Source organism: Paraburkholderia unamae, assembly GCF_003268775.1.
Lineage (GTDB): Bacteria > Pseudomonadota > Gammaproteobacteria > Burkholderiales > Burkholderiaceae > Paraburkholderia > Paraburkholderia unamae.
This window is the reverse complement of the sequence record NZ_QLSU01000015.1, coordinates 32138-55955: the sequence shown is the minus strand read 5'-3', so window position 1 is coordinate 55955 and position 23818 is coordinate 32138. Positions and strand designations below refer to the sequence as shown.

Here is a 23818-nt window from a genome sequence, read left to right as displayed (position 1 = left end):
ATCGTTATTTTCACTTCACTAATGGTAGTGTTACTATCGTTTCCATTCGAATAACCCACGCTTCACGGCTGGTGAGGCGACACGAAAAAAAGCAGGAGGCAAGCATGCAGGAAAGTGCTCATCGGGCGAGCGCCGCAGCAGGCGCACCCGTGGTGGAAGCCTTGCGCGAGGCGCTTGGCGCGGCTGTGGTGAGCCTGCCGGCGGAGTTCGCGGGCCGCAGCCACGCCGATTCGAGCCGCATGCCGTGCGCCGAGCCCATTGCGCTCGTGCGTCCGCGCACGACCGAACAGGCGGCCACGGCGCTGCGCATCTGCCATGCGCACGCTCAGCCGGTGGTGACCCAGGGCGGCTTGAGCGGCCTAGCGGGCGGCGCGTGCCTGCTGGGCGGCGAGGTGGCGTTGAGCCTCGAGTTGATGAATGCGATCGAGGAGATCGATCCGGTGAGCGCGACCATGACGGTGCAGGCGGGCGTGCCGCTGCAAACCGTGCAGGAAGCCGCCGACGCCGCGGGTTTCATGTTCCCCCTCGACCTGGGCGCGCGCGGCAGCGCCACCATCGGCGGCAATCTCGCGACCAACGCGGGCGGCAACCGCGTGATCCGCTACGGCATGATGCGCGAGCAGGCGCTCGACGTGGAGGCCGTGCTCGCGGACGGCAGCGTGGTGGGCGGCCTGCGCAAGATGATCAAGAACAACACGGGCTACGACCTGCGCAATCTGCTGATCGGCAGCGAAGGCACGCTCGGCGTCATCACGCGCGCCGTGCTGCGGCTGCGCCCGAAGCCCCGCGCCGTTTCCACCGCATGGTGCGGCGTGCCCGACTACGCGAGCGTCACGACGCTGCTGCGGCTCGCGCAGGAGCGCTTGCCCGCCGGTGTTTCCGCCTTCGAAGTGATGTGGCCGGGCTATTACGACTTCGTGCTCTCGCGCCTGCCCGAACTGCGCGCGCCGCTTGCCGGGCGTCACGCGTTCTATGTGCTGCTCGAAAGCAGCGGCGCCGAGCCGGAAAGCCAGAACGCCGCGTTCGAAACGTTCCTCGCCGACATGCTCGAAGCGGGCACGCTCGAAGACGCCGCGCTCGCGGCCAATGAAACGCACGCCGCCGCGTTCTGGGCGATTCGCGACGCGCCCGGCGAGTACGACCGCCTGATCCCGGGGCGCGTCTCGTTCGACGTGAGCTTTTCGATTGCCGATGTGGGCGAGGCCGCGCGCCGCTGCGACGAGCGCCTGCGCGCGCAGTGGCCCGACGCCACGATCCTCATTTACGGGCATCTGGGCGACGGCAATCTGCACATCGTCGTGCAGCAGCCGGACTGGCCCGCGAGCGCCGCCGCCGAAGTCAAGCGCACCGTGTACGGCGTGACGGGCGAGATGGGCGGCTCGGTGTCTGCGGAGCATGGCATCGGCACCAAGAAGCTCGACGTGCTCGCGCTCTCGCGCAGCCCGGCCGAACTCGCCGCCATGCGCGCCGTGAAGGCCGCGCTCGATCCGCTCGGCATCCTGAATCCCGGCAAGTTGCTCGCGTCATGAACCTGACGCCACACCGATGCGCACCGCGCGCAGCGTGCCGTTTTACCGCGTGACACACCTATATAAGGAGGAGACATGTCGCGTCTCATGCAGAAGCTGATGTGCGCCGCCGCGCTTGCCGCGGCCGGCATGGTGGCCGCCGCACCCGCGTTCGCCGCGGACAAGCTCAAGGTCGGCGTTTCGATGAAGGTGCTCAACGCGCCGTACTTCGCGGCCGCGATGGAATCGGCGAAGGCGCGCGCAAGCGAGCTCGGCGCCGACGTGATCGTGGCCGACGCGCAGGGCAAGATGCAAAAGCAGATCGCCGACGTGGAGGACCTCGTCACGCGCGGCGTGAAAGTGCTCGTGATCGATCCGGCCGACCCCGAGGCGCTGGTGGGCGCGGTGAACGCCGCGAGCGCGGCGGGCGTGAAGGTCGTGGTGATCGACAGCACGCTCAACCCGAAGGCCAACTACCTCACGCTGGTGCAGTCGTCCAATCGCCAGAACGGCGCGCTGGTGGGCCGCTGGGTGGTCGACAACATGGGCGACAAGCCGCTGAAGATCGCGCTCATTTCGGGCGAGAAGGGCAACCCGGTGGGCAAGGAGCGCCGCGACGGCGTGCTCGAAGGGATCATCGAGGCGCAGCTCGAAAAGACCGGCAAGTCCAACGTGCAGATCGTCGGCCAGGGCTGGGGCAACTGGTCCGACGAAGGCGGCCTGAAGGCGATGGAAGACCTGCTCGTGGCCAACAAGGACATCAACATGGTGCTCGGCGAGAACGACAGCATGGTGCTCGGCGCGCGCCGCGCGATCGAAAGCGCGAACCGCCAGGGCATCACGCTCGTGGCGGCCGCCGACGGCCAGAAGGAAGCGCTCGCGCTCATCAAGCAGGGCAAGTACGGCGTGACCGCGCTCAACGACCCGGCGCTGGTGGCGCGCACGGCCGTGGACATCGGCGTGAAGGCCGCGAAGGGCGAGGCCGTGAACGTGCCGAAGGTGTCGTACACGCCGTCGGCGGCGATTTCCAGGGGCAATGTCGACAAGTTCTACAACCCGAAGGCGATCTTCTGAAGCCGCCGTTTATAAGGCATACGAAACGTTTTTGCTGTTGACGACGAAGGCGCGCCGCGCACAAGGCGGCGCGCCGGTTCGACTGGAGAGAGTTACATGATTCCGTTCATCGCGCTCACGGGCATCGACAAGCGCTTCGGCGGCATTCACGCGATCGAGAACATCGACTTCGACGTGATGAGCGGCGAGGTGCATGCGCTCGTCGGCGAAAACGGCGCGGGCAAGTCGACCCTCATGCGCGTGATCGGCGGCGGCCATCAGCCCGACGCCGGCGCCATACGCGTGGCGGGGCGCGAGATGGTGCTGCGCAATCCCCACGCCGCGCTCGCCGAGGGCATCGCCGTGATTCATCAGGAAACGGCGCTCGCCCCCGATCTTTCGGTGGCCGAGAACGTGTTTCTCGGCGCGTTGCCGCGCGTGATCGACTGGCGCACCCTGCGCGAAAAAGCGCGCGCGCTGATCGAGAGCCTCGGGTTCGAGATCGATCCGGCGGCGCTCGTCGGCACGCTGTCGGCCGCGCAGTGCCAGGTGATCGAGATCGCCAAGGCGCTGTCCGGCGAGCTCAAGCTGCTCGTGCTCGACGAGCCGACCGCCGCGCTCGCGCCCTCGGACGCCGAACGCCTGCTGGAGATCGTGCGGGCGCTGCGCGCGCGGGGCGTGGGCATCGTCTATATCTCGCACCGGCTCGAAGAAGTGTTCGCGATCGCCGACCGCATCACCGTGCTCAAGGACGGCAAGCGCGTGGACACCGTCAAGCCCGCCGATCTCACGCGCGACGAGCTGATCCGCAAGATGGTGGGCCGTCCGCTCTCGGTGCTGTTTCCCGAGCGGCACGCCACGCGCGGCGAGGTCGTGCTCAAGGTGAGCGATCTCGCGCGCGGCGACGCGGTGCGCGGCGTGTCGTTCGAAGTGCGCGCGGGCGAGGTGGTGGGGCTGGGCGGCCTGATCGGCTCGGGGCGCACCGAGGTCGCGCGGCTGATTTTCGGCGCGGACCGGGCCGACGCGGGCGAGGTCGAGCTCAAGGGCCGTCGCCTGAACGCCCGCTCGCCGCGCGCGGCGGTGCGCGCGGGCATTGGCTTCGTGCCCGAGGACCGCAAGGGTCAGGGCGCGGTGCTCAAGATGCCGATCCGCATCAATGCGACGCTGGCGGCGCTCAAGTCGGTGAGCGCGCCGGGCGGCTTTCTCGCCTTCGGGCGCGAGCGCGAGAGCGTCGCGCAGCTCATGGACGCACTGCGCATCAAGGCGCGCTCGATGGACGCCGACGTCTCGACGCTCTCGGGCGGCAACCAGCAGAAAGTCGTGCTCGCGAAGTGGTTCCATGCCGACGGCGATCTCATCATGCTCGACGAACCCACGCGCGGCGTGGACGTCGGCGCGAAAGTCGAGATCTACACGCTCATCAACCAGCTTGCCGAGCGCGGCAAGGCCGTGCTCGTGATCTCGTCGGAGCATCAGGAGCTGATCGGCCTGTGCGACCGCATTCTCGTGATGGGCGACGGCCGCATCCGCGGCGAACTGCAACCCGACGGCTACAGCGAAGAAGCGATTCTCTCGCTCTCGCTGCGCCGCGATCCGGGCGAAACCCACGGCAGCCCGCATGGCAATGCAGATGGCGCGCCGCCGCGCGAGCGCGCCTCGCTCACGCATGTTTGACCCCAACGCTCATCAAGCTCACACAGTCTGGAGACACCCATCATGAACCCCAGCGCCGTCACCTCCGACCCGCGCGAGCGCCGCTCCGGCATCGCGTCGCTCAAGCACGGCTGGCAAGCCGCGCGCAAGTTCAACACGGTCGCGATCCTCGTCGTGCTGATCGTGGCCGCCTCGTTCATCTCGGACGACTTCTTCTCCGTCGCCAATCTCTCGAACATCTCGCGCCAGGTGGCGGGCGTCGGCATCATGTCGGTCGGCATGCTGCTGGTCGTGCTCACGGGCGGCATCGATCTTTCGGTGGGCTCGGTCGCCGCGCTCGGCAGCGTGCTCTCGGCGCTGCTCATTCCCGAGCATGGCCTTGCCTTCGCGCTGGCCGCCACGCTCGTGACCGGCGGCCTGTGCGGGCTCGTCTCGGGCGTGCTCGTGGCGTTCTGCCGCCTCACGCCGTTCGTCGTCACGCTCGCCATGATGACGGTCGCGCGCGGCCTTGCCATGATCGTCTCGAACGGCTCGCCCATTCTCGTCGACGACGCGGGCCAGGCGCTGCTCGACTTCGGCCGCCACAGCTACCTGGGCATTCCCGGCCCGACGCTCGTGATGCTGATCGTGTTCGTGCTGGGCGGCGTTGCGCTCGGGCGCATGCGCGCCGGGCGCGTGGTGCGCGCGATCGGCTCGAACGAAGAAGCGGTGCGGCTTTCGGGCGTGCCGGTGGCGCGCCACGTGCTCGGCACCTACGTGTGCTCGGGCGTGCTGGCGGCCATGGCGGGCATCATCTCCACCTCGCGCGCGAGCGTGGGCGCGCCGACCGTGGGCGTGGGAGACGAGCTCACCGTGATCGCCGCCGTGGTGATCGGCGGCGCGAGCCTCGCGGGCGGCAAGGGCGGCGTGCTCAATACGCTCATGGGCGTGCTGATTCTCGGCGTGATCGGCAACATCATGAATCTCGCGAGCGTGCCGGGCTATCACCAGCAGGTCGTGATGGGCGCGATCATCGTCGCGGCGGTCCTCATGCAGCAGGGGCCGAATTTCTGGCGCCGCTGGCTCTTCCGCTAAACTGCGTCGTAACCGCATGACGGCCGCAGGGGGCCGCCATGCGGCCATGGCGTTGCGCCAGCCTGTCGACGAAGGAAATTACGCGTGCCCGATTACAACATTCTTGAAGTGATTGACCGCGCCCGGCCGAACCTGCGGCGCGGGAGCCGGCAAGTCGCCGATTACATTCTCGCCAACGTGCACACGATCGCGGACCTGAGCCTGTCCGAGCTCGCGCGGCTTGCGCAGGTGAGCGAGCCCACGGTGCTGCGCTTTTGCGCGACCATCGGTTGCAGCGGCTTCAAGGAGTTCAAGATCCGCGCGGTGCAGAGCCTCGCGCTCGGGGCGCCCGCCACGCACTCGGTGCTCTCGGGCGCCGACACGCCCGAGACGGTGGCCACCAAGATCTTCGACTACACCATCACGAGCCTGGACTGGGCGCGCAAGAAACTCGACTTCGAGGCGATCGGGCGCGCGGTGGACCTGCTCGCGGTGGCGCAGCGCATCGAGTTCTTCGGCTTTGGCGCCTCGGGCATCGTGGCGCTCGACGCGCAGCAGAAGTTTCCGCTCTTTGGCGTGCCCTGCATCGCGCACCAGGATTCGCACCAGCAGTTCATCGCGGCCTCGATGCTCAAGCCCGGCGACGCCGTGGTGGCGATCTCGAACACGGGCTCGACGCGCTCGCTCATCGAAGTGGCGCGCACGGCGAAGGAGCGCGGCGCGAGCGTGGTGGTGATCACGGGCTCGCACGGGCCGCTCACGCGCTACTGCGACGTGGCCGTGGTGGCCGAAACGCTGGAGAACACCGACGTGTACACGCCGACGACCTCGCGGCTCGCCGCGCTCGTGATCGTGGACATCCTGTCGACCAGCGTGGCATTGAAGAAGGGCGAGGCGCATGCGCTCGACGTCCAGGACATGAAGCGCCATCTCGCCGACATGCGCTCCTCGGGCGTGATCTGAACGCTCGCGCGCGCGGTTCGGCAAGTCATAAGAAGACTCATGCGGCGGCACGGACTGCCCGATACAGGAGACATTCGATGGATCTGAAACTGCGCGGCAAGGTGGCCGTGGTGACGGGCGCGAGCGTGGGCATCGGCCTCGCCGTGGCCGATGCGCTGGCCGGAGAAGGCGTGCAACTCGTGCTCGCGGCGCGGCAGCAGGAACGCCTGGAAGCGGCCGCCGCGGACCTCGCGGCCCGTCACGGCGTGCACGCGCTCGCGGTGGCGTGCGATGTGGCGAGCGCGGCAGGCGTCGCACAACTCGTCGACGCCACGAAGGACGCGTTCGGCGGCGCGGACATCCTCTTCAACAACGCGGGCACCGGCAGCAACGAAACGATCATGGACGCGCCCGACGAGAAGTGGCAGGCGTACTGGGAGCTGCACGTCATGGCGGCCGTGCGCCTCGCGCGCGCCTTCGTGCCGACCATGCGCGAGCGCGGCGGCGGCGCGATCCTGCACAACGCGTCGATTTGCGCGGTGCAGCCGCTCGGTTACGAGCCGATCTACAACGTGACCAAGGCCGCGCTGATGATGTTCTCGAAGAATCTCGCCAACGAGGTCATCAAGGACAATATCCGCGTCAACACCATCAATCCGGGGCTCGTGCTGACGCCCGACTGGGTGAAGACCGCGAAGCAGTTGACGGCGGACACGGGCGGCGACTGGGAAGGGCATCTGCAACAGGTCGCCAACGAGCACGCGCCCATCCGCCGGTTCGCCACGCCCGCGGAGCTTGCGGATTTCATCGTGTTTCTGTGTTCGGAGCGGGCGAGCTATAGCGTCGGCTCGACGTATTTCGTCGATGGCGGGATGCTGAAGACGGTTTGAGGTTCGGGACGCGCCGCCCGCGCCACGCGCCGGCCCCGGCGCGTGGAACCCGCGCGCTACTGCCGGCTCTTGAGCTTGTTCTTGACGCTGGCGACACCTTCCACCTGCGCCGCCGCTTCCGAAGCCGCCTGGATCTGATCGCGATCCGGCACCGAGCCACGCAGGGTCACGGCGCCGTGCCGCACGACAATCTTCACGCGCGAAGTGTCCACGCTCGCGCCGGATACGGCGCTTCTCACGTCCTCCGCGAGCTTCTTGTCGGCCTTGTTCGACGCCACCAGCGCGGAGGCGGAGTCGGGGGAGAGCGGTACGCCTTGCGCCCAGGCGCCGCTCGCCCCTCCAATGGCGAGCGCCACGAGGCAGGCTCGGATCATGGCTTGATTCACGGGTTATTCTCCTTTGTCATTACGTTGATTGGAACATCGGACAGCGTGTGGCTTGCGGAAAATCGTTCACGTCATATTAATCAGGTATCCATAATAAAATCGGAATGAGCTATTCCGCTCGATCAGAAATTGCCCGGCGTCGCTGGCGTCAGGTCGCAGCGCGCTCACCGAAAAGTCGCCAATAGTATAGGCAGACAAGTCGGGAAATCGTCAAGCGCGATTCACTTCGGCCGATCGTGGCGCGCGCAACGATCGATGCACACAGAAACTCACCGGCGCTCACCGTCACGCGGCGGGGTCGCATCCTGCTCGCCCAATCCCCCATTTTTCTCCCCTTACCCCCCCCAATCGTCATTATTGTCCGCTCGCGTCGATGCTTAAGATCGACGCAGATGTGCAGGAACGAGCGCATCCCAAGCGGTACAGCCCCTTAAAAGCCCAGCGCACGCCACGCGTGCAGCTCATGGAGACACCCCGTGACTCTCGATTCCTCGGCAAGTCCCGTTTCGGCGGAAGAAACCGTCGGCGGCGTTCGCATCGCACTGATCCTGATGGGCGTCGTGATTACGTTGCCGGCGTTCGCGATGGGCGCGCAGCTCGCGCATTCGCTCGGCACGCGGCACGCCATCACGGCGAGCTGGTGCGGCGGCCTGTTGCTGGCCGCCGTGGCTTCGCTCGCGGCCGTGGCCGGCGCGCGCTCGCGTCTGTCGAGCTACATGCTCATCGTCCAGGCGTTCGGCACGCGCGGCGGCGCGCTCGCCAACGCGGTCCTCGCCATTTCGATGTTCGGGTGGTTCGCCGTGATCGCGATGCTGTTCGGCCGCGCGATGCAGCCAAGCGCCGCTGCGCTGTTGCCGCACATTCCCGTCACCGCGTGGGCGCTGATTGGCTGCGCGCTGATGACGGCAACGGCCGCAGTGGGCTTTCGCGCGCTGGACCTGCTCTCGCTCGTCACGACGCCGCTCAAGCTGGGCCTGCTTTTCGCCACCTTCTGGTTCGCGCTGCATATGCCGCACGCCGCGAACGCGCTGGACTTCGCGGGCGCCGACAGCCTTTCGGTCGGCTCCGGCATTTCCTTCGTCGTGGGCGGCCTGATCGTGGGCGCCGTGCTCGCACCGGACGTGTGCCGGTTTGCCCGCACGCCCTTGCAAGGCGCGCTCGGCGTGTGCATTGCGTACGGCGTGGGCTTTCCGCTCGTGCTCAATCTTTCCGGCATTCCGAGCATCGTGACCGGCGCGGCCGATCTCGTCGAAATCATGAAGCTGCTGGGCATGGGCCTGCCGTGTCTGCTCATCATCCTGCTTTCGGCGTGGGTCACGAACGCCTACAACCTCTACGCCGCGTCGCTCGTGCTCGTGACCGTCGCGCCGAAGCGTCCGCGCTGGGGACTGGCGCTCGCCGCCGGTGTGATCGGCACGCTGCTCGGCGTGCTCGGCGTGGGCGACAAGATGGTGCCGTTCCTCATCGTGCTCTCCGTGGCCGTGCCGCCTATCGCCGGCGTATATCTCGCGAACTTCTATCTCGGCGCCGGCAAGCTCACCGAGGCCACGCCGGGCTGGCGCGTCGAGGCGCTCGGCGCCTGGGGGCTCGCCACGGGCATCGCCGCCTGGATGCAGGCGCAGCAGATGAGCGTGACGACGATTCCCGCGCTGGATTCGCTGTTGCTGTCGATCGTGGCTTATGCCGTGCTGCGCCGTCTCGTGGCGCGACGCCTGCCCGTGAATACGCAATCGCAGAGCTGAATTTGCGGCGGCCTTCGGCCGCCGACTCAACCCGCACTTCACCCAACAAAACGAGGAACATATGTACCGAGCAGGAATCGACGTAGGCGGCACCAACACCGACGCGGTGCTGCTGCGCGGGCGTGAAGTCGTTCTCGGCATCAAGACCGCCACCACGCGCGACGTGACGAGCGGGGTGCTCGACGCGCTCTCGCGCGTCTTGCGCGAAGCCGATGTCGCGCCTTCGGCGCTCGGCGCCGTGATGATCGGCACGACCCATTTCACCAACGCCGTGATCGAGCGGCGCGAGCTATCGCGCGTCGGCGTGCTGCGGCTGTGCCTGCCGTCGAGCGCGGATATCCCGCCGTTTTCCGGCTGGCCCGCCGATCTGGTCGAAACGCTCAATCCGCTCGTGCGCCTGACGGCGGGCGGTCATGAGTTCGACGGCCGGGAAATTTCGCCTCTCGACGTCGCCTCGATCCGGCGCTTTGCCGAGGAATGCGCGCAGGCGAACATCGATCACATCGCGATTTCCGGCGTGTTCTCGCCGCTCGCACCGGGCCAGGAGGAGCGAGCGGCGCAGCTCGTGCGTGAGCGCCTGCCGCACGCGCATATCACGTTGTCGTCGTCGCTTGGCAACCTCGGGCTGCTCGAACGCGAGAACGCGACGATCCTGAACGCGGCGCTCGTGGATCTCGGCGGCCGCATCAGCCGCGCGTTCAGCGACGCGCTGCGCGCAACGGGCGTGAGCGCGCCGTTCTTTCTCACGCAGAACGACGGCACGCTGATCGCCGCCGAGCGCATCGCCGACTATCCGATTCTCACCGTCGCCTCGGGCCCGACCAATTCGATGCGCGGCGCGGCGTTCCTCTCCGGTCAATCGGACGCCATCGTGGTCGATATCGGCGGCACGACTTCCGACGTGGGCATGCTGCAAAAGGGCTTTCCACGCATGGCCGGCGTGGCGGTGGAACTGGGCGGCGTGCGCACCAACTTCCGCATGCCCGACGTGCACTGCATCGGGCTGGGCGGAGGCTCGCTCGTCGACACCTCGGCGTGTGCGATCGGTCCGCGCAGCGTCGGCTATCAACTCTACGAGAAGGCGCTCGTGTTCGGCGGCGATACGCTGACCGCGAGCGACATCGCCGTGGCCGCGGGCATTGCCGGGTTCGGCGACAGGCAACGCGTGGCGCATCTCGGCGCAGAGGACGTTCGCGCCTGCACGCAGCGCATGCACGAGATGGTCGCCGCCGCCGTGGACCGCATGCGCATTTCCGACACACCCGTGCCGGTGCTGCTGGTCGGCGGCGGCAGCGTGTTGCTGGACGGCGACGTGGACGGGCTGCCGACGCTGCGCCCGCCTTCGTTCAACGTGGCAAACGCGGTGGGCGCGGCGATCGCCCAGATCGGCTGCGAAATCGATCACGTCTACCGGCTGGAGGAGATGGGCCGCGAAGACGCGATTGCCGACGCGCAGGCGCGCTGCCGCAAGAAGGTCATCGAGGAAGGCGGCGTGCCGGAGAGCATCGATACGCTGAACGTGGAAGAAACACCGCTTGCCTATCTGCCCGGCAAGGCCACGCGCATTCGCGTGAAGATGGTAGGCGACCTGCGTTTGTGAGCACTTTAAAAAAAGCACGCATCAATATGGAGAACGAATTATGTGGAAAATAGACGCCGACCAGCTTGAGGCCATTGCCCTTGGAAGCGCCATTTACGGAACGGGCGGCGGCGGCGATCCGTATCTCGGGAAACTGCTCGGCCAGCGCCTGATGCGCGAATCGGGCCCGGTTGACCTGATCGACGTGATGACGCTCGACGACGACGCGCTCGTCGTGCCTGTGGCCGGCGCGGGCGCGCCGGTGGTGATGACGGAAAAACTGCCGAGCGTCGAGCCGCTCATCCTCGCGCTGCACGCGTTGGAAAAGCACCTCGGGCGCAAGGCCGACGCCACCTTGTGCATGGAGGCGGGCGGCTTCAATTCGACGATCCCGTTTTCGGTGGCAAGCCGTGTCGGCATTCCGCTGATCGACGGCGACACGATGGGCCGCGCGTTTCCCGAACTCCAGATGTCGACCTGCACGATGCAGGGCATTGGCGCGACGCCGATGGCCGTCGTCGACGACCGGTCGAATGTCGTGCTGATCCAGACCGGCAACAACCATTTCGCGGAGCGCACCACGCGCTCGATTCTCGTCGAAATGGGCGGCGCGTGTGCCTGCGCGCTCTATCCGATGACCGGCGCGCAAGCCAAACGCGCCGTGATTCGCGGTTCGCTGCGCGCGTTGCAACGCGCGGGCCAGGTGGTGCTCGACGCGCGGCGCGACGGCGCCGACGCGGTGGGCGCACTGCTCGGCGCGCTCGGCGGCGTGCGCCTCTTCGAGGGCAAGGTGACCGACATCGTGCGTCGCCTTGAAGGCGGCTGGCAGCGCGGCGTCGTCACGATCGCGGGCCTCGACCGGTTCGCGGGCCGCACGGCGCAACTCGAACTCCAGAACGAGTTCCTGCTCGCTCGCGTGGACGGCCGCATTGCCTGCATGACGCCCGACCTCATTTGCACGCTCGACACCGAAACGGCCGAGCCGATCACGAGCGAAGCGATGCGCTACGGGCTGCGCGTGACGCTCATGGGCTTGCCGAGCCACCCGTCGTGGCGCACGCCCGCCGGTCTCGATCTCGCGGGGCCGCGCTACTTCGGCTACGACACCGACTACGTTGCGCTCGAGACGCTCGCCAGCGCGGCGCAAGAGGCCGCGCTCACCGAAGCGTGAGAGAGGTGTGAACAAGCGCCCGTGCCCTGCGCAGCATAAAGAACCCTAAGCGGCGGCAAGGGTGCCCACGGTGGCCGCGCGAGCTTCGCGCGGACCACGGGAACCTGTGTGAGGAGATCTGTATGGCAGCAACTGGTCGTCAAACTGGAAGCTTGGCCCGGCGTCCTTGCGCACTGCGTGCGCGCGCCGCATCGAAAGTCAGGTACACACGAGCACGCGCGAGCCTGGCGGCGCTCGGCGCGCTTGCCTGCACGGCCGCGGCCTGGTCGGGCGCCGCGTGCGCGGGCAACTTCATCGGCTTCTCGCAGCCGGGTATTCCCGGCACGTTCGGCGTGCTGCTGTTTCCCACCTACTCGCATAGCGCACCGAACATCAACACGGGCAAGATGTTTACCGAGTTCGCGTACTTTTCGAAAAGAGGTTTCACGGGAACGACGCGCGACCAGTTCGAAACGTGGCTGGGCTTCTATTCGGGCGTGCAGACCACGGCAAAAGGTTCGGACGACGCCGCATTCGGGGTGTCCACGCCGGAGCTGGGCCTGGAATACTACTATCACGTGGTCGAGTCGGCGGACAACTCGTTCGGAACCGACGCATTTCGCAGCTGGTGGATCAGCCCCATGCTGATCTTCAACGCGCCGAATGGATCGAACAAGACGAGCGGATTTGGCGCGGGCGCGAACCAGTGGTCGATCAGCGCGAGCGTGAACAACTATTTCGGCTATGGCCGCTGGCACGCCACGGTGGCGCCCATTGCCGGCGTGTATCTCTTTCATAACTACAACCTCACGCAATTGCCCTCCGGCGACGGCGTGCGCATGCGTGGCGGGCTTTCGCTTTCGCTGTTCGATATCGCCGCCGGTTATCAGTTCATTCCCAACCTGTTGGCGGGCATACACCATGTTTACAATATCTACAATATTGGCGGATCGGATTATCAACGCGCGACGGAAGGGATGATTGGTCCGACGTTTACCTACCTCGGCTTCGCCGCGCAAAGCTGCTTCATTTCCGGCACGCTCGACGTGGACTATCACCATCAGGGCGTGCCGCGCAGCGTGAGCGTGAACTTCTCGCTCGTGAAGAACTTCTGATCCTCGCCGCCCTTGATTACGCCGCAGGAGAGTGATTGTGGAGCGCCGCATGCGTCCGGACCCGTCCACCCGTTTCGAACCCGACGTCCGCATCGACGATGCGCTGGCGCGCGAGCGTCTGCTGCGGCAATTGAGCGAAGCGGCGCCCGCCGGCGCGCGCGTGATCGTCGTGCGGGCGCCTGCCGGATTCGGCAAGACAACGTTGTGCGCGCAACGAGCCGGACAGTTGCGCGAGTCTGGCGTCGTCACGGTGTGGCTCAACTGCCAGGAAGGCGATCGAAAGGCCGGGGACTTGCGCGCGCTGCTGGGCGAGGCGCTGCGCCACGCCGGCCTGATCGGAGCGCGCGCGCCGGCGAAGCTCGACGCGTTGCTGGAGGCGGCGCGCGCGCGCGCGGGCGAGATCGCGCTTTTCATCGACAACGACGAACATCTCGCGGGAACCGATGCCGACGAGCAGTTGACGGCCCTGGCGCAAACACTGCCGGAAGGGCTGACGCTGTATCTCGCGGGACGCCGGGCACCCGACGCCTTCCAGTCGCAACGCTGGCTGGGAGGTCACTGGCGCGTGCTCGATCCCGCGCTGCTGTGCTTCAGCGCCGATGAAGCCGCGCGCTTTCACCGGCAAGCGGGATGCGGTGCGCCGCTTGCCGCCTGGCTGGCCAACTGCGAGGGCTGGCCGGTCGCGATGCAGTTCGCGCGGCGTCAGGATGTGCAGGGCGGCGGCGCGCAGGTGGAAGGCGACGCCTGGCTCGCGACCCAGGTTGTCGAGCGGCTCGAACCTGCCGATCGCGCCTTCCTCATCGAGACGGCCATGCTCGCCGAGGTGCGCGCCGACATTGCCGACGCCGTGCGCGAGCGGGCCGACAGCGGGCACCACATTACGCGGCTTGCCGCGCTTTCGCCGATGATCCGGGCGGGAACGTCGCCGCTTTCCATCCATGTGGTGCCCTGGCTGCGAGATCACCTGCTGCGGCGCGCGCTTCAGGACGGCGACGCGGTGGTCAACGCGCGCCACATGCGCGCCTCGGCGGCCTATGCCGCGCGCCACGACCTGCTCGCCGCCGTCGATCACGCCGTGGCGGCCCAGCAACCCGAGGCGGCGGCGCGCCTGCTCGAAGCGCGCGGTGGCGCGCGCCTCATGGCCGACGCGGGCGTCGGGCGCGCACGCCTGCTGCTTTCGCGTTTGCCCGCCGACGTGCGGCATCGCCATCCGCGCCTGCGGCTGCTGCATATCGGCATCCTGCTCGTGGAAAACAACGCGAGCGAGGCGTGCTGGGATCTCGAACGCTTGCAGGCCGAATTGCGCGAGCCGCCGCCCGGTTTGCCCGGTTCGCCCTCTGCCCGGCTTGCGGGCGACACCGACCTGCAACTCGATCTCGCGCTCGTCGAGTCGATGGTGCTGGTCCATCGCGCCGAGCACGAACTGGTGATGTCCCCGTGGGCCGATCTCGACCGCGTGACCCGGCTGGCGATGACGCGCTTTTGCGAAGACTGGCGCCTGCTCGGCATCCTGATTCCGCTCCAGGTGATGTTCATCCACCGCTATGGGCCGCTCTCGGACGCCGCGCGCTACATCGCCAGGATCGAAACGATGTATCGCAGCCCCGAGCACGATTACAACCTCGCGTGGGTGCGCCTCAATCGTGCGCGCGAATGCATGGGGTCGGGGCATCTGGATGAGGCGCAGCGCATCCTCACTGAAGTGAGCGATCCGCATCTTGCCGTCGCGCGCTTCGGGCAGGATTCGTTTTCTCATCGCGTCGCGGCGATGCGCGCGCGCATCGCGTATCTCACGGGACAGGTCGAGGTTGCGGCGCGCATTCTCGACGGCATCCCGGCAAATTCGGCCGGGCTGGTGCTCGAAGTCATCTGTGCGCTCTACGTCGAACGCGCGCGCTGCCATTTCGCGCAGGGCGAAGCGCAAGCGGCTCTCGCGCGTCTCGATGCGGCGGACCGGCTCGCCGCGCTGGAGACGCTGCCGCACCTCGGCGTGCAGTCGGCATGCTTGCGGCTCGCCTGGCTCGCCGACGCCGGGCAACACGAAGCGATGCGCGCGCTCGAAGCCCGCATCGATCTCGCGGCGCTCTGGAACACGGCGTGCGAGCCGCGGGCGCTGCCGTGGGACGACGTCGAAATGATTGGGCGCGCAACGATCCGCAGCGCGCTCGCGCAGGGGCGCATCGATGTCGCGCGCGCGGCGGCCGACCGGCTGCATGCGCTCGCGGAGCAAATGGAGGAGCGGCCCGGCATCGTGGTGGCGCGGTTGTTGCGCGCATGCGCCATGAAGGCCGCCGGCGCCGATCACGCGGCTTTCGAGGCATGGACGGCGGCGGTTTCGATTGCGGCCGAGGGCGGCATGAGCCAGCCGTTTATCGAGGACTGTCCGGACCTGACGTTCGTGAACCGCGCGTTAGCGGACGAAACCGCCGCGCAGCACGCGCTGCGCGCGCGCATTCAGGCGCACTACCTCGACGCACTGCGTTCGCGCATCGACCGCGACGAGCGCCTCACGCCGCGCGAACGCGACGTGATGTACTGGCTCGCGCAGGGGCAGACGACCAAGGAGATCAGCCGCGCGCTGGGGGTCTCGCCCGAGACGGTCAAGCAGCATCTGAAGACGATGTTTTCGAAGCTCAATGTCAATACGCGTGCGGCTGCGATCGAGGCTTTGCAGGTCGCCACGCACGCCACCTGAAGGACGCCACTGAGGAGACGAGATGGCTGAGGATGTCGCAATCAACGAAATGCCGCGCAAGATCGACGCAACGGCGTTGCGCGATTACATCGCGCAACGCTGGGACGACGAAATCGTTCCTGCGCTCATCGACTATATCGGCGTGCCCGCGAAGAGTCCCGCGTTCGACCCGCAATGGGCGCGCAACGGCTATCTCGAACGCGTGGTGGCCGACGCCGTGCAATGGGCCGAACGTCAGCCTGTCAAAGGCCTGAAAGTGGAGGTGGTGCGCCTGCCGGGCCGCACGCCGCTGATCTGGTTCGACGCGCCGGCCACCCGCTCGGGCAGCGCGGAAACCGTGCTGCTTTACGGGCATCTCGACAAGCAGCCCGAGTTCGACGGCTGGCGTCGCGATCTCGGGCCGTGGACGCCAAAGCTGATCGACGGGCGGCTCTACGGACGTGGCGGCGCCGACGATGGCTATGCGATCTACGCAAGCGTGACGGCGCTTGCCGCGCTCGACGCGCAGGGCGTGGAGCGCCCCCGCTGCGTGGGACTGATAGAAACGTGCGAAGAGTCGGGAAGCTACGACTTGCTGCCCTATGTCGAGGCGTTGCGCGCCCGGCTGGGCCAGGTGGGTCTCGTGGTATGTCTCGACTCCGGCGCGGGCAATTACGATCAACTGTGGCTCACCACGTCGTTGCGCGGCGCCGTGATGGGCGACCTCGAAGTCGAGGTGCTGGACGAAGGGATTCACTCGGGCGCGTACGGCGGGATTGCCGCATCGAGTTTTCGCGTGATGCGCCAACTGTTCGAGCGGCTGGAGGACGCATCGACGGGGCGCCTGCTGCCCGCGCGGTTTCATTGCCCGATCCCGCCTGCGCGACTGCGCGAGGCGCAAGCCGCCGCGCACATTCTTGGCGACGCAGTCTGGAAGACCTTGCCCTGGGCGTGCGGCCAGGACGGCCGCAAGGTGTTGCCGACCACGGCGGACCCGCAAGAGGCCTTGCTCGATTCGACCTGGCGGCCGTCGCTCGCGGTGACGGGAGCCGAGGGGCTGCCCGCGCTTGCCGATGCGGGCAACGTATTGCGCCCGCGCACGGCCTTCAGGCTTTCGCTGCGTTTGCCGCCGCTCGTCGACGCCGCGCAGGCTGTCGGCTCGCTCAAGACACTGCTCGAACTGGACCCGCCCTACAACGCGAAGGTGACGTTCAGGCCGGTCGCGGGCATGGCGAACGGATGGAATGCCCCCGAAACCAGCGGCTGGCTTGAAACCGCGTTGAACGCGGCGTCGCGCGCGCATTTTGGCGCCGATGCGGCCTGTATGGGGCAGGGGGGCACGATACCGCTGATGAATCTGCTGCAAACGGGCTTTCCCAAGGCGCAATTCATGGTGTGCGGCGTGCTCGGGCCGCAGTCGAACGCGCACGGGCCCAACGAGTTCCTGCATGTGCCGTATGCGAGGAAGTTGACGGCGGTGGTGTCGGAAGTCATCGCTCGCGCATTTGCGATCGATGAGAGGGTGTGTCAAGCGTAGTGTTGTACAGGTAGGGCCGGCTGCACGGTGATCGAACCGGTAATCTTCTTTGCCTTTATTTCGTTATACGAAATATATTCATTCATGCGAGGAGGCCGGCCATTTCGTTTTCATTCCACGACAGGAAGGTGACCTATGAAGATTCGCATCATTTTGCCCATTCGCGGCGACGCGCTGATTCCCGAGGTGCTCAACGAAGCGAGGCATTGGGCGCTGCCCACCACCACGATCGATGCGGTGAGCCTTCACAGCGGCAGCACCAGCATCGAGTCGGAGTACGACGACGTGATGAACGGCCCCGGCATTCTCGCCCAGGTCAAGCAGGCCGCCGCCGACAAGGTCGACGCCATCTTCGTCACTTGCTTTGCCGATCCGGCGGTGCCGGCCGCGCGCGAGATCGCCGATATGCTGGTCGTGGGCGGTTTCGAGCCGGCGGTGTTGACGGCGCTCGGTCTTGGCGAGCGCATTGCCTTCATCACGGTGCTGCCGGAGGTCTTGCCGATGCTGCGCGCGCTTTCACGCAGCTATGGCATCGAGAGCCGGATCGCCCCGCCCAGGGTCGTCAACATTCCGGTCCAGCAGCTCACGGATCGCCGCAAGCTCCTCGCCGCACTGCTGGAGCAGGCCAAGGATGCGGTCGTCACACGCAATGAAGCCGACGTCATCGTGCTCGGCTGCACGGGCATGCTCGGGGTGGCGCAAGACCTGCAAGCGGCGCTGCTGGAAGCGACCCATGTCCATGTGCCCGTGGTCGATCCCACCGCGGCCGCGATCACGTGGCTCGAAAGCGCGCATCGCATGGGCCTGCGGCCAAGCCGCACGACCTACATGCCCCCGCTGAACCCGCATTGACGCCCGCCTCGCGGGCCGCCGCATGAACTACTGCGCGGTCTGCTGCCGCTGATACTCGTTGTGTTTCATTTGCAGGTAATCGGCGCGGCTGACTTCGTGCAATTGCCGCGGATACTGCTCGGTCGCGTCGAACCAGTCGGCGAGGCGTTTGTCGAGGCGAGCGTTGGACGGGCTGGCAAGCGCGCCGAGATAAGCCTCGATGGCGAGGTAATAGCGCATGGTGTTGCGCTCCACCAGCCCCCGCACGCCGCCGATGTATTGCGTCTCGCCCGTCGACGTATCCTGCGTCGAGGAAAAGCCGACCTTGTTGCTGCCGATCGTCGCCAGATAGCCCTTCATTGCCAGGCGTCCCGCCGTGCCGTAACCATAGGCGTAGGTGAGATGGATAAAGGTGCGGTTCTCGCCCACGGGTATCGCCTCCAGCACGATCTGATAGTCCTTCGTGCTCAGCGGACCCGTGGCGGCGGAAAGCTCCACGCGAAAATAATCGGCCGTGCTCGCCGCCTGGTGATAGTTGAATTGCACGCGGTACGACGAGGAAAGCGATTCCTCGGTTTTCTTGCCGATATTCACGGCGAGAACCGTACCGTTCGGCCCGGCCGATGCATGGCAGTACTTGATGTTCAGGTGCAGGATCAACACGTCGCACCAGTTGGCCGGGCCTTGAACCGGGTCGCTGAGCGAGCGGCTGACCACCGCGAAGGGAAAGCTGACCACGCCGTAAATGTCGCCCTTGAGCGCCGACGGCAACTCCTGCGATTCGAGGTACAGCGGCCGCTGAAACGGGTTATGCGCGAGTTGCTGCGTGAGGCTCTGATACTTCTCGCGCAGGCTCGCTGCCCGGTCGTCCGTTTGCGCGAAGGCGCTCTGGCCCAGGAAACAGAACAGCGCCGTCATCACGACGGCGCGCCACGCTCGCGCGCATAGACTGCCCGCCAGGGCTTCGAAAAGCCTGCTCATGGTCCGCCTCCTGCATGGGTTCTGGTTGCGGCGCAACAGAGGCGGATGGGGTTCCGGCACTCCTGTTGCTTCCGCATTCTTGCAGGCGGCGGCGTGGCTTGTACAGCGGTAATCGCCGTCGGTGCCCGATTCGGGGATGGCATTCCGCGCGGTGACGGCCAGCACGGCCGCCACCATGATCGGCGCACTCAGGACTCCACGTCCGCGAAACTGAAGATTCCCGTTTTGTCGTTATACGAAAAGATCTCGGCATAACGGCCCCATGCGATCACGGAGTCGAGCGTTTGCGTGGCGGCGTCGTCCGAAAGCAGATCCTCGAGTTCCTGCTCGAACCGTACGCGCGGCGCGCGATGGTTGGGCCGCTCGTCGAGCACCGTCTTGATGCGCGCGGCGAGCGGCGCATGGCGCAGCAAATGCTCGGAAAACATCAGCTTGCGCTCCTGGGTGCTGAATTCCGCGAAGGTCTTGCCTGCGTGCGTGAGGACCACGTCGCCCTCGCTGACTTCCGCGAAGCCCAGGTGCTGAAGCATTTCGGCAACCGGGAACAGGTCGTCGACTTCCAGTTGCAGCGTGCGCGCGATATCCGGCATGTCCGCGCGGCCGTTGTACGGCTCGGCGGCCAGTGTCTCGATCAGGCCGGCCATCAGGTTGATCGACACGCCCGGCAGCCGGCTGCCCGGCTCCAGTTCGGGCTTGGCCGCCGCGCCCGGCTGGCGCGCGGTCATCTTGGCGTAGATGTCGTCCACGAGCGCACGGAACACCGGGTCGAGGCGATTGCGCGGATGCTTGAACGGCACCGGGATTTCGGCGACCACGCGGCCCGGATTCGACGAGAGCACGAGAATGCGGTCGCACATGAAAACCGCCTCCTCGATATTGTGCGTGACGATCAGCACCGACTTGATGGGCAGGCGGCCTTGCGTCCAGAGGTCGAGCAGGTCCGTGCGCAACGTTTCGGCCGTGAGCACGTCGAGCGCGGAGAAGGGCTCGTCCATGAGCATGAGCGTGGGGTCGACCACGAGCGCGCGCGCGAAGCCCACACGCTGGCGCATGCCGCCGGAAAGCTCGCGCGGGTAGGCGTTTTCGAAGCCGTCCAGACCGATCAGGTCGATGGCCGCCAGCGCCCGCGCTCGCCGCTGCTGCGGACCGACGCCGATCGCCTCCAGACCGGCCTCGACATTTTGCAGAACAGTCAGCCAGGGAAAGAGCGCGAAAGTCTGAAACACCATCGCGACGCCTTCGGCCGGGCCGCGCAGCGGGCGGCCCAGGTAGCTCACGTCGCCGCTGGTGGGCGCAATCAGGCCCGCGATGATGCGCAGGAGCGTGGACTTGCCGGAGCCCGAGCGGCCCAGCAAGCCGACGATCTCGCCTTCGCGCAACGTGACGTTCACATCGTCGAGCACGAGCTGCTCGCCCTGGTTCTTGTTGAAACCGCGGCACACGTGCTGGACGCTGAGCACTTCGGGGCGGGCGCGCGAAGGCGGCTGGAGCAGGTCGGGGTTGAGCGCGGCGTTGAACGTGTTGGGGTTTTGCATGGGATTCAGTCTCAATTCAGTTTCCATTCAGTCTTCATTCAGCGTGAAGCGAGGCACGGGCGGGACTCGGCATACGCGTACCGCGCACACCATGGCGTGCGGTTGAAAGCGTGACGAACAAGGCGAATCGAAAAACATGTGAAAGGGAATGGTCAACTCGCGGCCACGCTCAGGGAGCACCAACGCTTTTTCAACGATGGCGACTCTTCGTGACCGGAGTTTTGCAGAACTTAAGAAATCCGCGACTTGATCCGCCGCCACAGGCTTTTCAGCGGGTTTTTCAACCCGCTTTTCACTGAACGGCGGCGGCCCGGTTCGAGCGAGAGCAGCGCCTCGTAGTGCGGGCGCGCTTCATTGACGTGAGGCAGGTGCGACAAAAGCAGACCGAAAATCATGATGTTTCTCCGGACGTCTGGTGGGTTCGGGCGAATGGAGAGCCCGCAGACGTTCGGCGGCCGTGCGTTCAGCGCGGCTGCGCGGGCCTACGTGCTTTCCTCGGGCAAGCCTGAAGGCAAGCGGGGAGGGCAACTGTCACTGTCGGGCATGGGGACTCCTGTTCGTGCCGGGCGCGCGCCCACACCCGGCGTTGGCGGGGTGCGGACGCACGTCGTCCGCGAGCGCAAGCACTCGCAAGGTATTGCCAGAACGAGCGCGTGCGAAGCCCGCGTCGGCATGGCGTTATGGTTCGGGGTGCACGAAGGATACGGCTACGGCGCGCACCGTCTGCCTGCTGGCAGGACGGCGGCTCGGGAAGGGGAGCGTGTGTCCTGCCGGTCAGGCAGCGAGAACGTTTGAAGATCGACTACAGCTACTGTCCAAGGCATCGGCCCCTTTGAGAAGACGGGCGAATTCTAGTCGCGGAAAAATCGGAAAGTCAACCAGAATTGCTAAGCAGAGCAGAGATTCGCTTCTGAAGGCTTGGGGAAACGCGATTGAAAGAAATCGCGGCATACGGGGCTGTTGCTGACCCGCATCGCGTTTATGCTTTTTTTACTTGCGTTTCTGTCCGCGTGCCCAATACAATCCGCCCCGTCACAGCAAAGGAGTCGTCCGTGGACGCATGTTCAGGTAGTGGAAGTCCGATGCCGGCCAGCGCCGGCAGCACAACCGCGAGATAGCCGCCACAGGTTCACTCCTTCGCCGCTAACTCGCTTACGCCGGGTTAGCGCGCTTCGTTATTGACGGTCCTTGTTCTTGCGGCCGGTCTCTCAGCAGCACGCTCCCTCTATTCGATTGCCATGTGTCCATTTGCAAGCTGGCTTGCAGGCATGGCTGCGCTTTCGCATTTCGTCCGCCCTCAGAGCGGCCAACGCGGAGGGATGATGTTCGCCTTTCTCTTTCTTGTTTTTCAACTGCGTGTGCACGAGGCAACGACTGCCGGTGCGCGCCGCCGCTCACTGCACTTCGTCCATCGAACCGCGCACCTGGCGGCACGCGGTGCGCTGCGCACCGTTCACGCGGGGCATCCGCTCACGCCCACCGGTTACGCACTTCTCGGTGCGACCGTAGCCGCGGCCGCGCTGGTTTCGCTGCTGTGCGCGTGCGCCTCGCAACTGGAGCGCCCCTTACGGCCGCCCGTGCGCTTCGCGTAGAAAACCTGCGCGCCGGACACAGTTTCATCAAGCTTCGCAGGCACGCTCTGCGTAGAAAGCGGACCCGCCCGCAACTTACCCCAGCCCCACAAATACTATGAAAAAGATCCTCAAGAGCAGGCTGCCCGGTTCCGGCGGCTCGATTACGTTGAGCGCCGTTCTCTCGCTGGGCGTCGTGCCCGCCGCCTATGCGCAAACCGGCGCCCAGGCCAGCGCTCAGACCGGCGGCGAAAGCGCACCCGCTCAACCGGCTGCGCCATCCGGTGAAGCGGCGCAGCAAGCACCGGCTGCCGATCAGGCGAGCGCCGCACCCACCGGCCTCTGGGAGCGCTCGAACCTCTTTGGCGACATGGGCGGCCTGCGCCCCTGGCTCGGTCAGTATGGCGTCACGTTCGGCTTGCAGGAAACCAGCGAGTACATGGGCAACCTGAGCGGGGGCACGCAGCGCGGCGGCGCTTACCAGGGGCTCACGGAGTTCAGCCTGGGCATGGACACGCAGAAGGCGTTCGGCCTGCCGGGCGGCATTTTCAACGTCTCCGGTTTTCAGATTCACGGCACGAGCCTGAGCACGCGCAACCTGCAAACGCTGCAAAGCGCGAGCGGCATCGAAGCCGACGCCTCGACCCGCTTGTGGGAGCTGTGGTACCAGCAGACGCTGCCCGGCGGCAAGGTCGACGTGAAGGTCGGGCAGCAGAGCCTCGATCAGGAATTCATGATCAGCCAGTACGCGAACGTGTTCATGAACGCGACGTTCGGCTGGTCGGCCTTGCCCTCCGTCGATCTGCCCGCGGGCGGCCCGGCTTATCCGCTTTCGTCGCTTGGCGTGCGCGTGCGCGCCACGCCCACCGACGCGATTACCGTGCTAGGCGGCGTATTCGACGGCAACCCCGCGCCTGGTGAGGGCGACCCGCAAAAGCTCAACGCGAGCGGCACGAATTTCAATCTGGGCAATGGCACGCTGGTTATCGGCGAAATTCAGTATGCCATCAACCAGCCGCCGGCCAATAATTCGGATGCCAAATCAAATGGTCTGCCCGGCACCTACAAGCTCGGCTTCTGGTACAACAGCAACCGCTTCGCCGATCCCGCAACGGGCATGACGGGCGTGGGCGGCCCGATCACACATCGGGGCAACTACAGCATCTACGCCGTGGCTGACCAGATGGTATGGCGCCCGGCCGCGGACAGCCCGCAGTCGGTAGGCGTGTTCGCGCGCGTGATGGGCGCACCCGGCGACCGTAACCTGGTGGACCTCGGGATCAACGCGGGCGTGACGCTCAAGGCACCGTTCAAGGGGCGCGACAACGACGTAGCGGGCCTGGCCGTAGGTTACGCGCACATCGGCTCGCACGCGCAGGACTATGCGAGCGCCCAGGCGGTTGCCACGCCGGGCTATCCGTCGCGCAGCGCCGAGACCGTTCTGGAGGCGACCTACCAGTACCAGGTCGCGCCTTGGTGGCAATGGCAGGCGGATTTTCAGTACTTTTTCCGGCCCGCCGGCGGGATTCCCGATCCGCAGAATCCGTCACGCCGCATTGGCGACGAGGCGGTTCTGGGGGTGCGCACGACGATCCAGTTCTAAGTGCGCTTCCTGTTG

19 protein-coding genes are annotated in these 23818 nt (G+C 66.4%); 15 read left to right on the top strand and 4 right to left on the bottom strand.

Annotation, left to right across the window (positions count from 1 at the left end):
• Window positions 1-104 precede the first annotated feature (104 nt).
• From C7401_RS23950 to C7401_RS23925, 6 genes are all read left to right on the top strand, one after another.
• A complete protein-coding gene (locus C7401_RS23950; protein ID WP_112173902.1) occupies window positions 105-1529 on the top strand; it encodes an FAD-binding oxidoreductase in 1425 nt (474 codons plus the stop codon).
• A 75-nt stretch (window positions 1530-1604) separates the two neighbouring features.
• Entirely contained in the window at window positions 1605-2582 is a 978-nt protein-coding gene (locus C7401_RS23945) for a sugar ABC transporter substrate-binding protein (protein WP_112173901.1), read from the top strand.
• Between the two features lie 96 nt (window positions 2583-2678).
• The gene (locus C7401_RS23940) at window positions 2679-4235 is read left to right on the top strand and encodes a sugar ABC transporter ATP-binding protein (protein WP_112173900.1); all 1557 of its coding nucleotides are present in this window, start codon (window positions 2679-2681) and stop codon (window positions 4233-4235) included.
• Between the two features lie 42 nt (window positions 4236-4277).
• Window positions 4278-5288: an ABC transporter permease gene (locus tag C7401_RS23935; protein ID WP_112173899.1), complete on the top strand. Its 1011-nt coding sequence runs from the start codon at window positions 4278-4280 to the stop codon at window positions 5286-5288.
• Between the two features lie 84 nt (window positions 5289-5372).
• The gene (locus C7401_RS23930) at window positions 5373-6230 is read left to right on the top strand and encodes an SIS domain-containing protein (RefSeq protein ID WP_112173898.1); all 858 of its coding nucleotides are present in this window, start codon (window positions 5373-5375) and stop codon (window positions 6228-6230) included.
• 77 nt (window positions 6231-6307) lie between these two features.
• A complete protein-coding gene (locus C7401_RS23925; protein WP_112173897.1) occupies window positions 6308-7099 on the top strand; it encodes an SDR family NAD(P)-dependent oxidoreductase in 792 nt (263 codons plus the stop codon).
• A 56-nt stretch (window positions 7100-7155) separates the two neighbouring features.
• Here the strand turns inward: C7401_RS23925 and C7401_RS23920 are convergent, their stop codons facing one another.
• Window positions 7156-7485, bottom strand: a complete 330-nt coding sequence (locus C7401_RS23920) for a BON domain-containing protein (protein WP_112173896.1) — start codon at window positions 7483-7485, stop codon at window positions 7156-7158.
• A gap of 476 nt (window positions 7486-7961) precedes the next feature.
• On the opposite strand from C7401_RS23920, the gene C7401_RS23915 reads away from it, so the two are divergent.
• The 7 genes from C7401_RS23915 (at window position 7962) to C7401_RS23885 (ending at window position 18134) form a co-directional block, all read left to right on the top strand.
• Window positions 7962-9227, top strand: coding sequence for a cytosine permease (locus C7401_RS23915; protein ID WP_112173895.1), 1266 nt, complete (start codon window positions 7962-7964; stop codon window positions 9225-9227).
• Between the two features lie 61 nt (window positions 9228-9288).
• On the top strand, window positions 9289-10827 hold the full coding sequence (locus C7401_RS23910; RefSeq protein ID WP_112173894.1) for a hydantoinase/oxoprolinase N-terminal domain-containing protein: 1539 nt from the start codon (window positions 9289-9291) through the stop codon (window positions 10825-10827).
• 40 nt (window positions 10828-10867) lie between these two features.
• The gene (locus tag C7401_RS23905; RefSeq protein ID WP_112173893.1) at window positions 10868-11977 is read left to right on the top strand and encodes an S-methyl thiohydantoin desulfurase family protein; all 1110 of its coding nucleotides are present in this window, start codon (window positions 10868-10870) and stop codon (window positions 11975-11977) included.
• 152 nt (window positions 11978-12129) lie between these two features.
• Window positions 12130-13071, top strand: coding sequence for a hypothetical protein (locus C7401_RS23900; RefSeq protein ID WP_112173892.1), 942 nt, complete (start codon window positions 12130-12132; stop codon window positions 13069-13071).
• A gap of 49 nt (window positions 13072-13120) precedes the next feature.
• Complete coding sequence (locus C7401_RS23895; RefSeq protein WP_146757982.1) at window positions 13121-15766, top strand: LuxR C-terminal-related transcriptional regulator; 2646 nt, start codon at window positions 13121-13123, stop codon at window positions 15764-15766.
• Window positions 15767-15815: 49 nt separating this feature from the next.
• On the top strand, window positions 15816-17282 hold the full coding sequence (locus C7401_RS23890) for a M20 family metallopeptidase (RefSeq protein WP_112174033.1): 1467 nt from the start codon (window positions 15816-15818) through the stop codon (window positions 17280-17282).
• A 135-nt stretch (window positions 17283-17417) separates the two neighbouring features.
• Entirely contained in the window at window positions 17418-18134 is a 717-nt protein-coding gene (locus C7401_RS23885) for an aspartate/glutamate racemase family protein (protein WP_112173890.1), read from the top strand.
• A 27-nt stretch (window positions 18135-18161) separates the two neighbouring features.
• Here C7401_RS23885 and C7401_RS23880 read toward each other — a convergent pair whose 3' ends face one another.
• The 3 genes from C7401_RS23880 to C7401_RS45060 form a co-directional block, all read right to left on the bottom strand.
• Entirely contained in the window at window positions 18162-19094 is a 933-nt protein-coding gene (locus tag C7401_RS23880) for a hypothetical protein (RefSeq protein WP_112173889.1), read from the bottom strand.
• A gap of 188 nt (window positions 19095-19282) precedes the next feature.
• On the bottom strand, window positions 19283-20629 hold the full coding sequence (locus C7401_RS23875) for an ABC transporter ATP-binding protein (protein WP_112173888.1): 1347 nt from the start codon (window positions 20627-20629) through the stop codon (window positions 19283-19285).
• 230 nt (window positions 20630-20859) lie between these two features.
• On the bottom strand, window positions 20860-21024 hold the full coding sequence (locus C7401_RS45060) for a hypothetical protein (protein ID WP_181565668.1): 165 nt from the start codon (window positions 21022-21024) through the stop codon (window positions 20860-20862).
• A 924-nt stretch (window positions 21025-21948) separates the two neighbouring features.
• On the opposite strand from C7401_RS45060, the gene C7401_RS23865 reads away from it, so the two are divergent.
• Both C7401_RS23865 and C7401_RS23860 read left to right on the top strand, forming a co-directional pair.
• The gene (locus C7401_RS23865) at window positions 21949-22221 is read left to right on the top strand and encodes a hypothetical protein (RefSeq protein WP_112173886.1); all 273 of its coding nucleotides are present in this window, start codon (window positions 21949-21951) and stop codon (window positions 22219-22221) included.
• A gap of 97 nt (window positions 22222-22318) precedes the next feature.
• Entirely contained in the window at window positions 22319-23803 is a 1485-nt protein-coding gene (locus tag C7401_RS23860; RefSeq protein WP_112173885.1) for a carbohydrate porin, read from the top strand.
• Window positions 23804-23818: the final 15 nt, after the last annotated feature.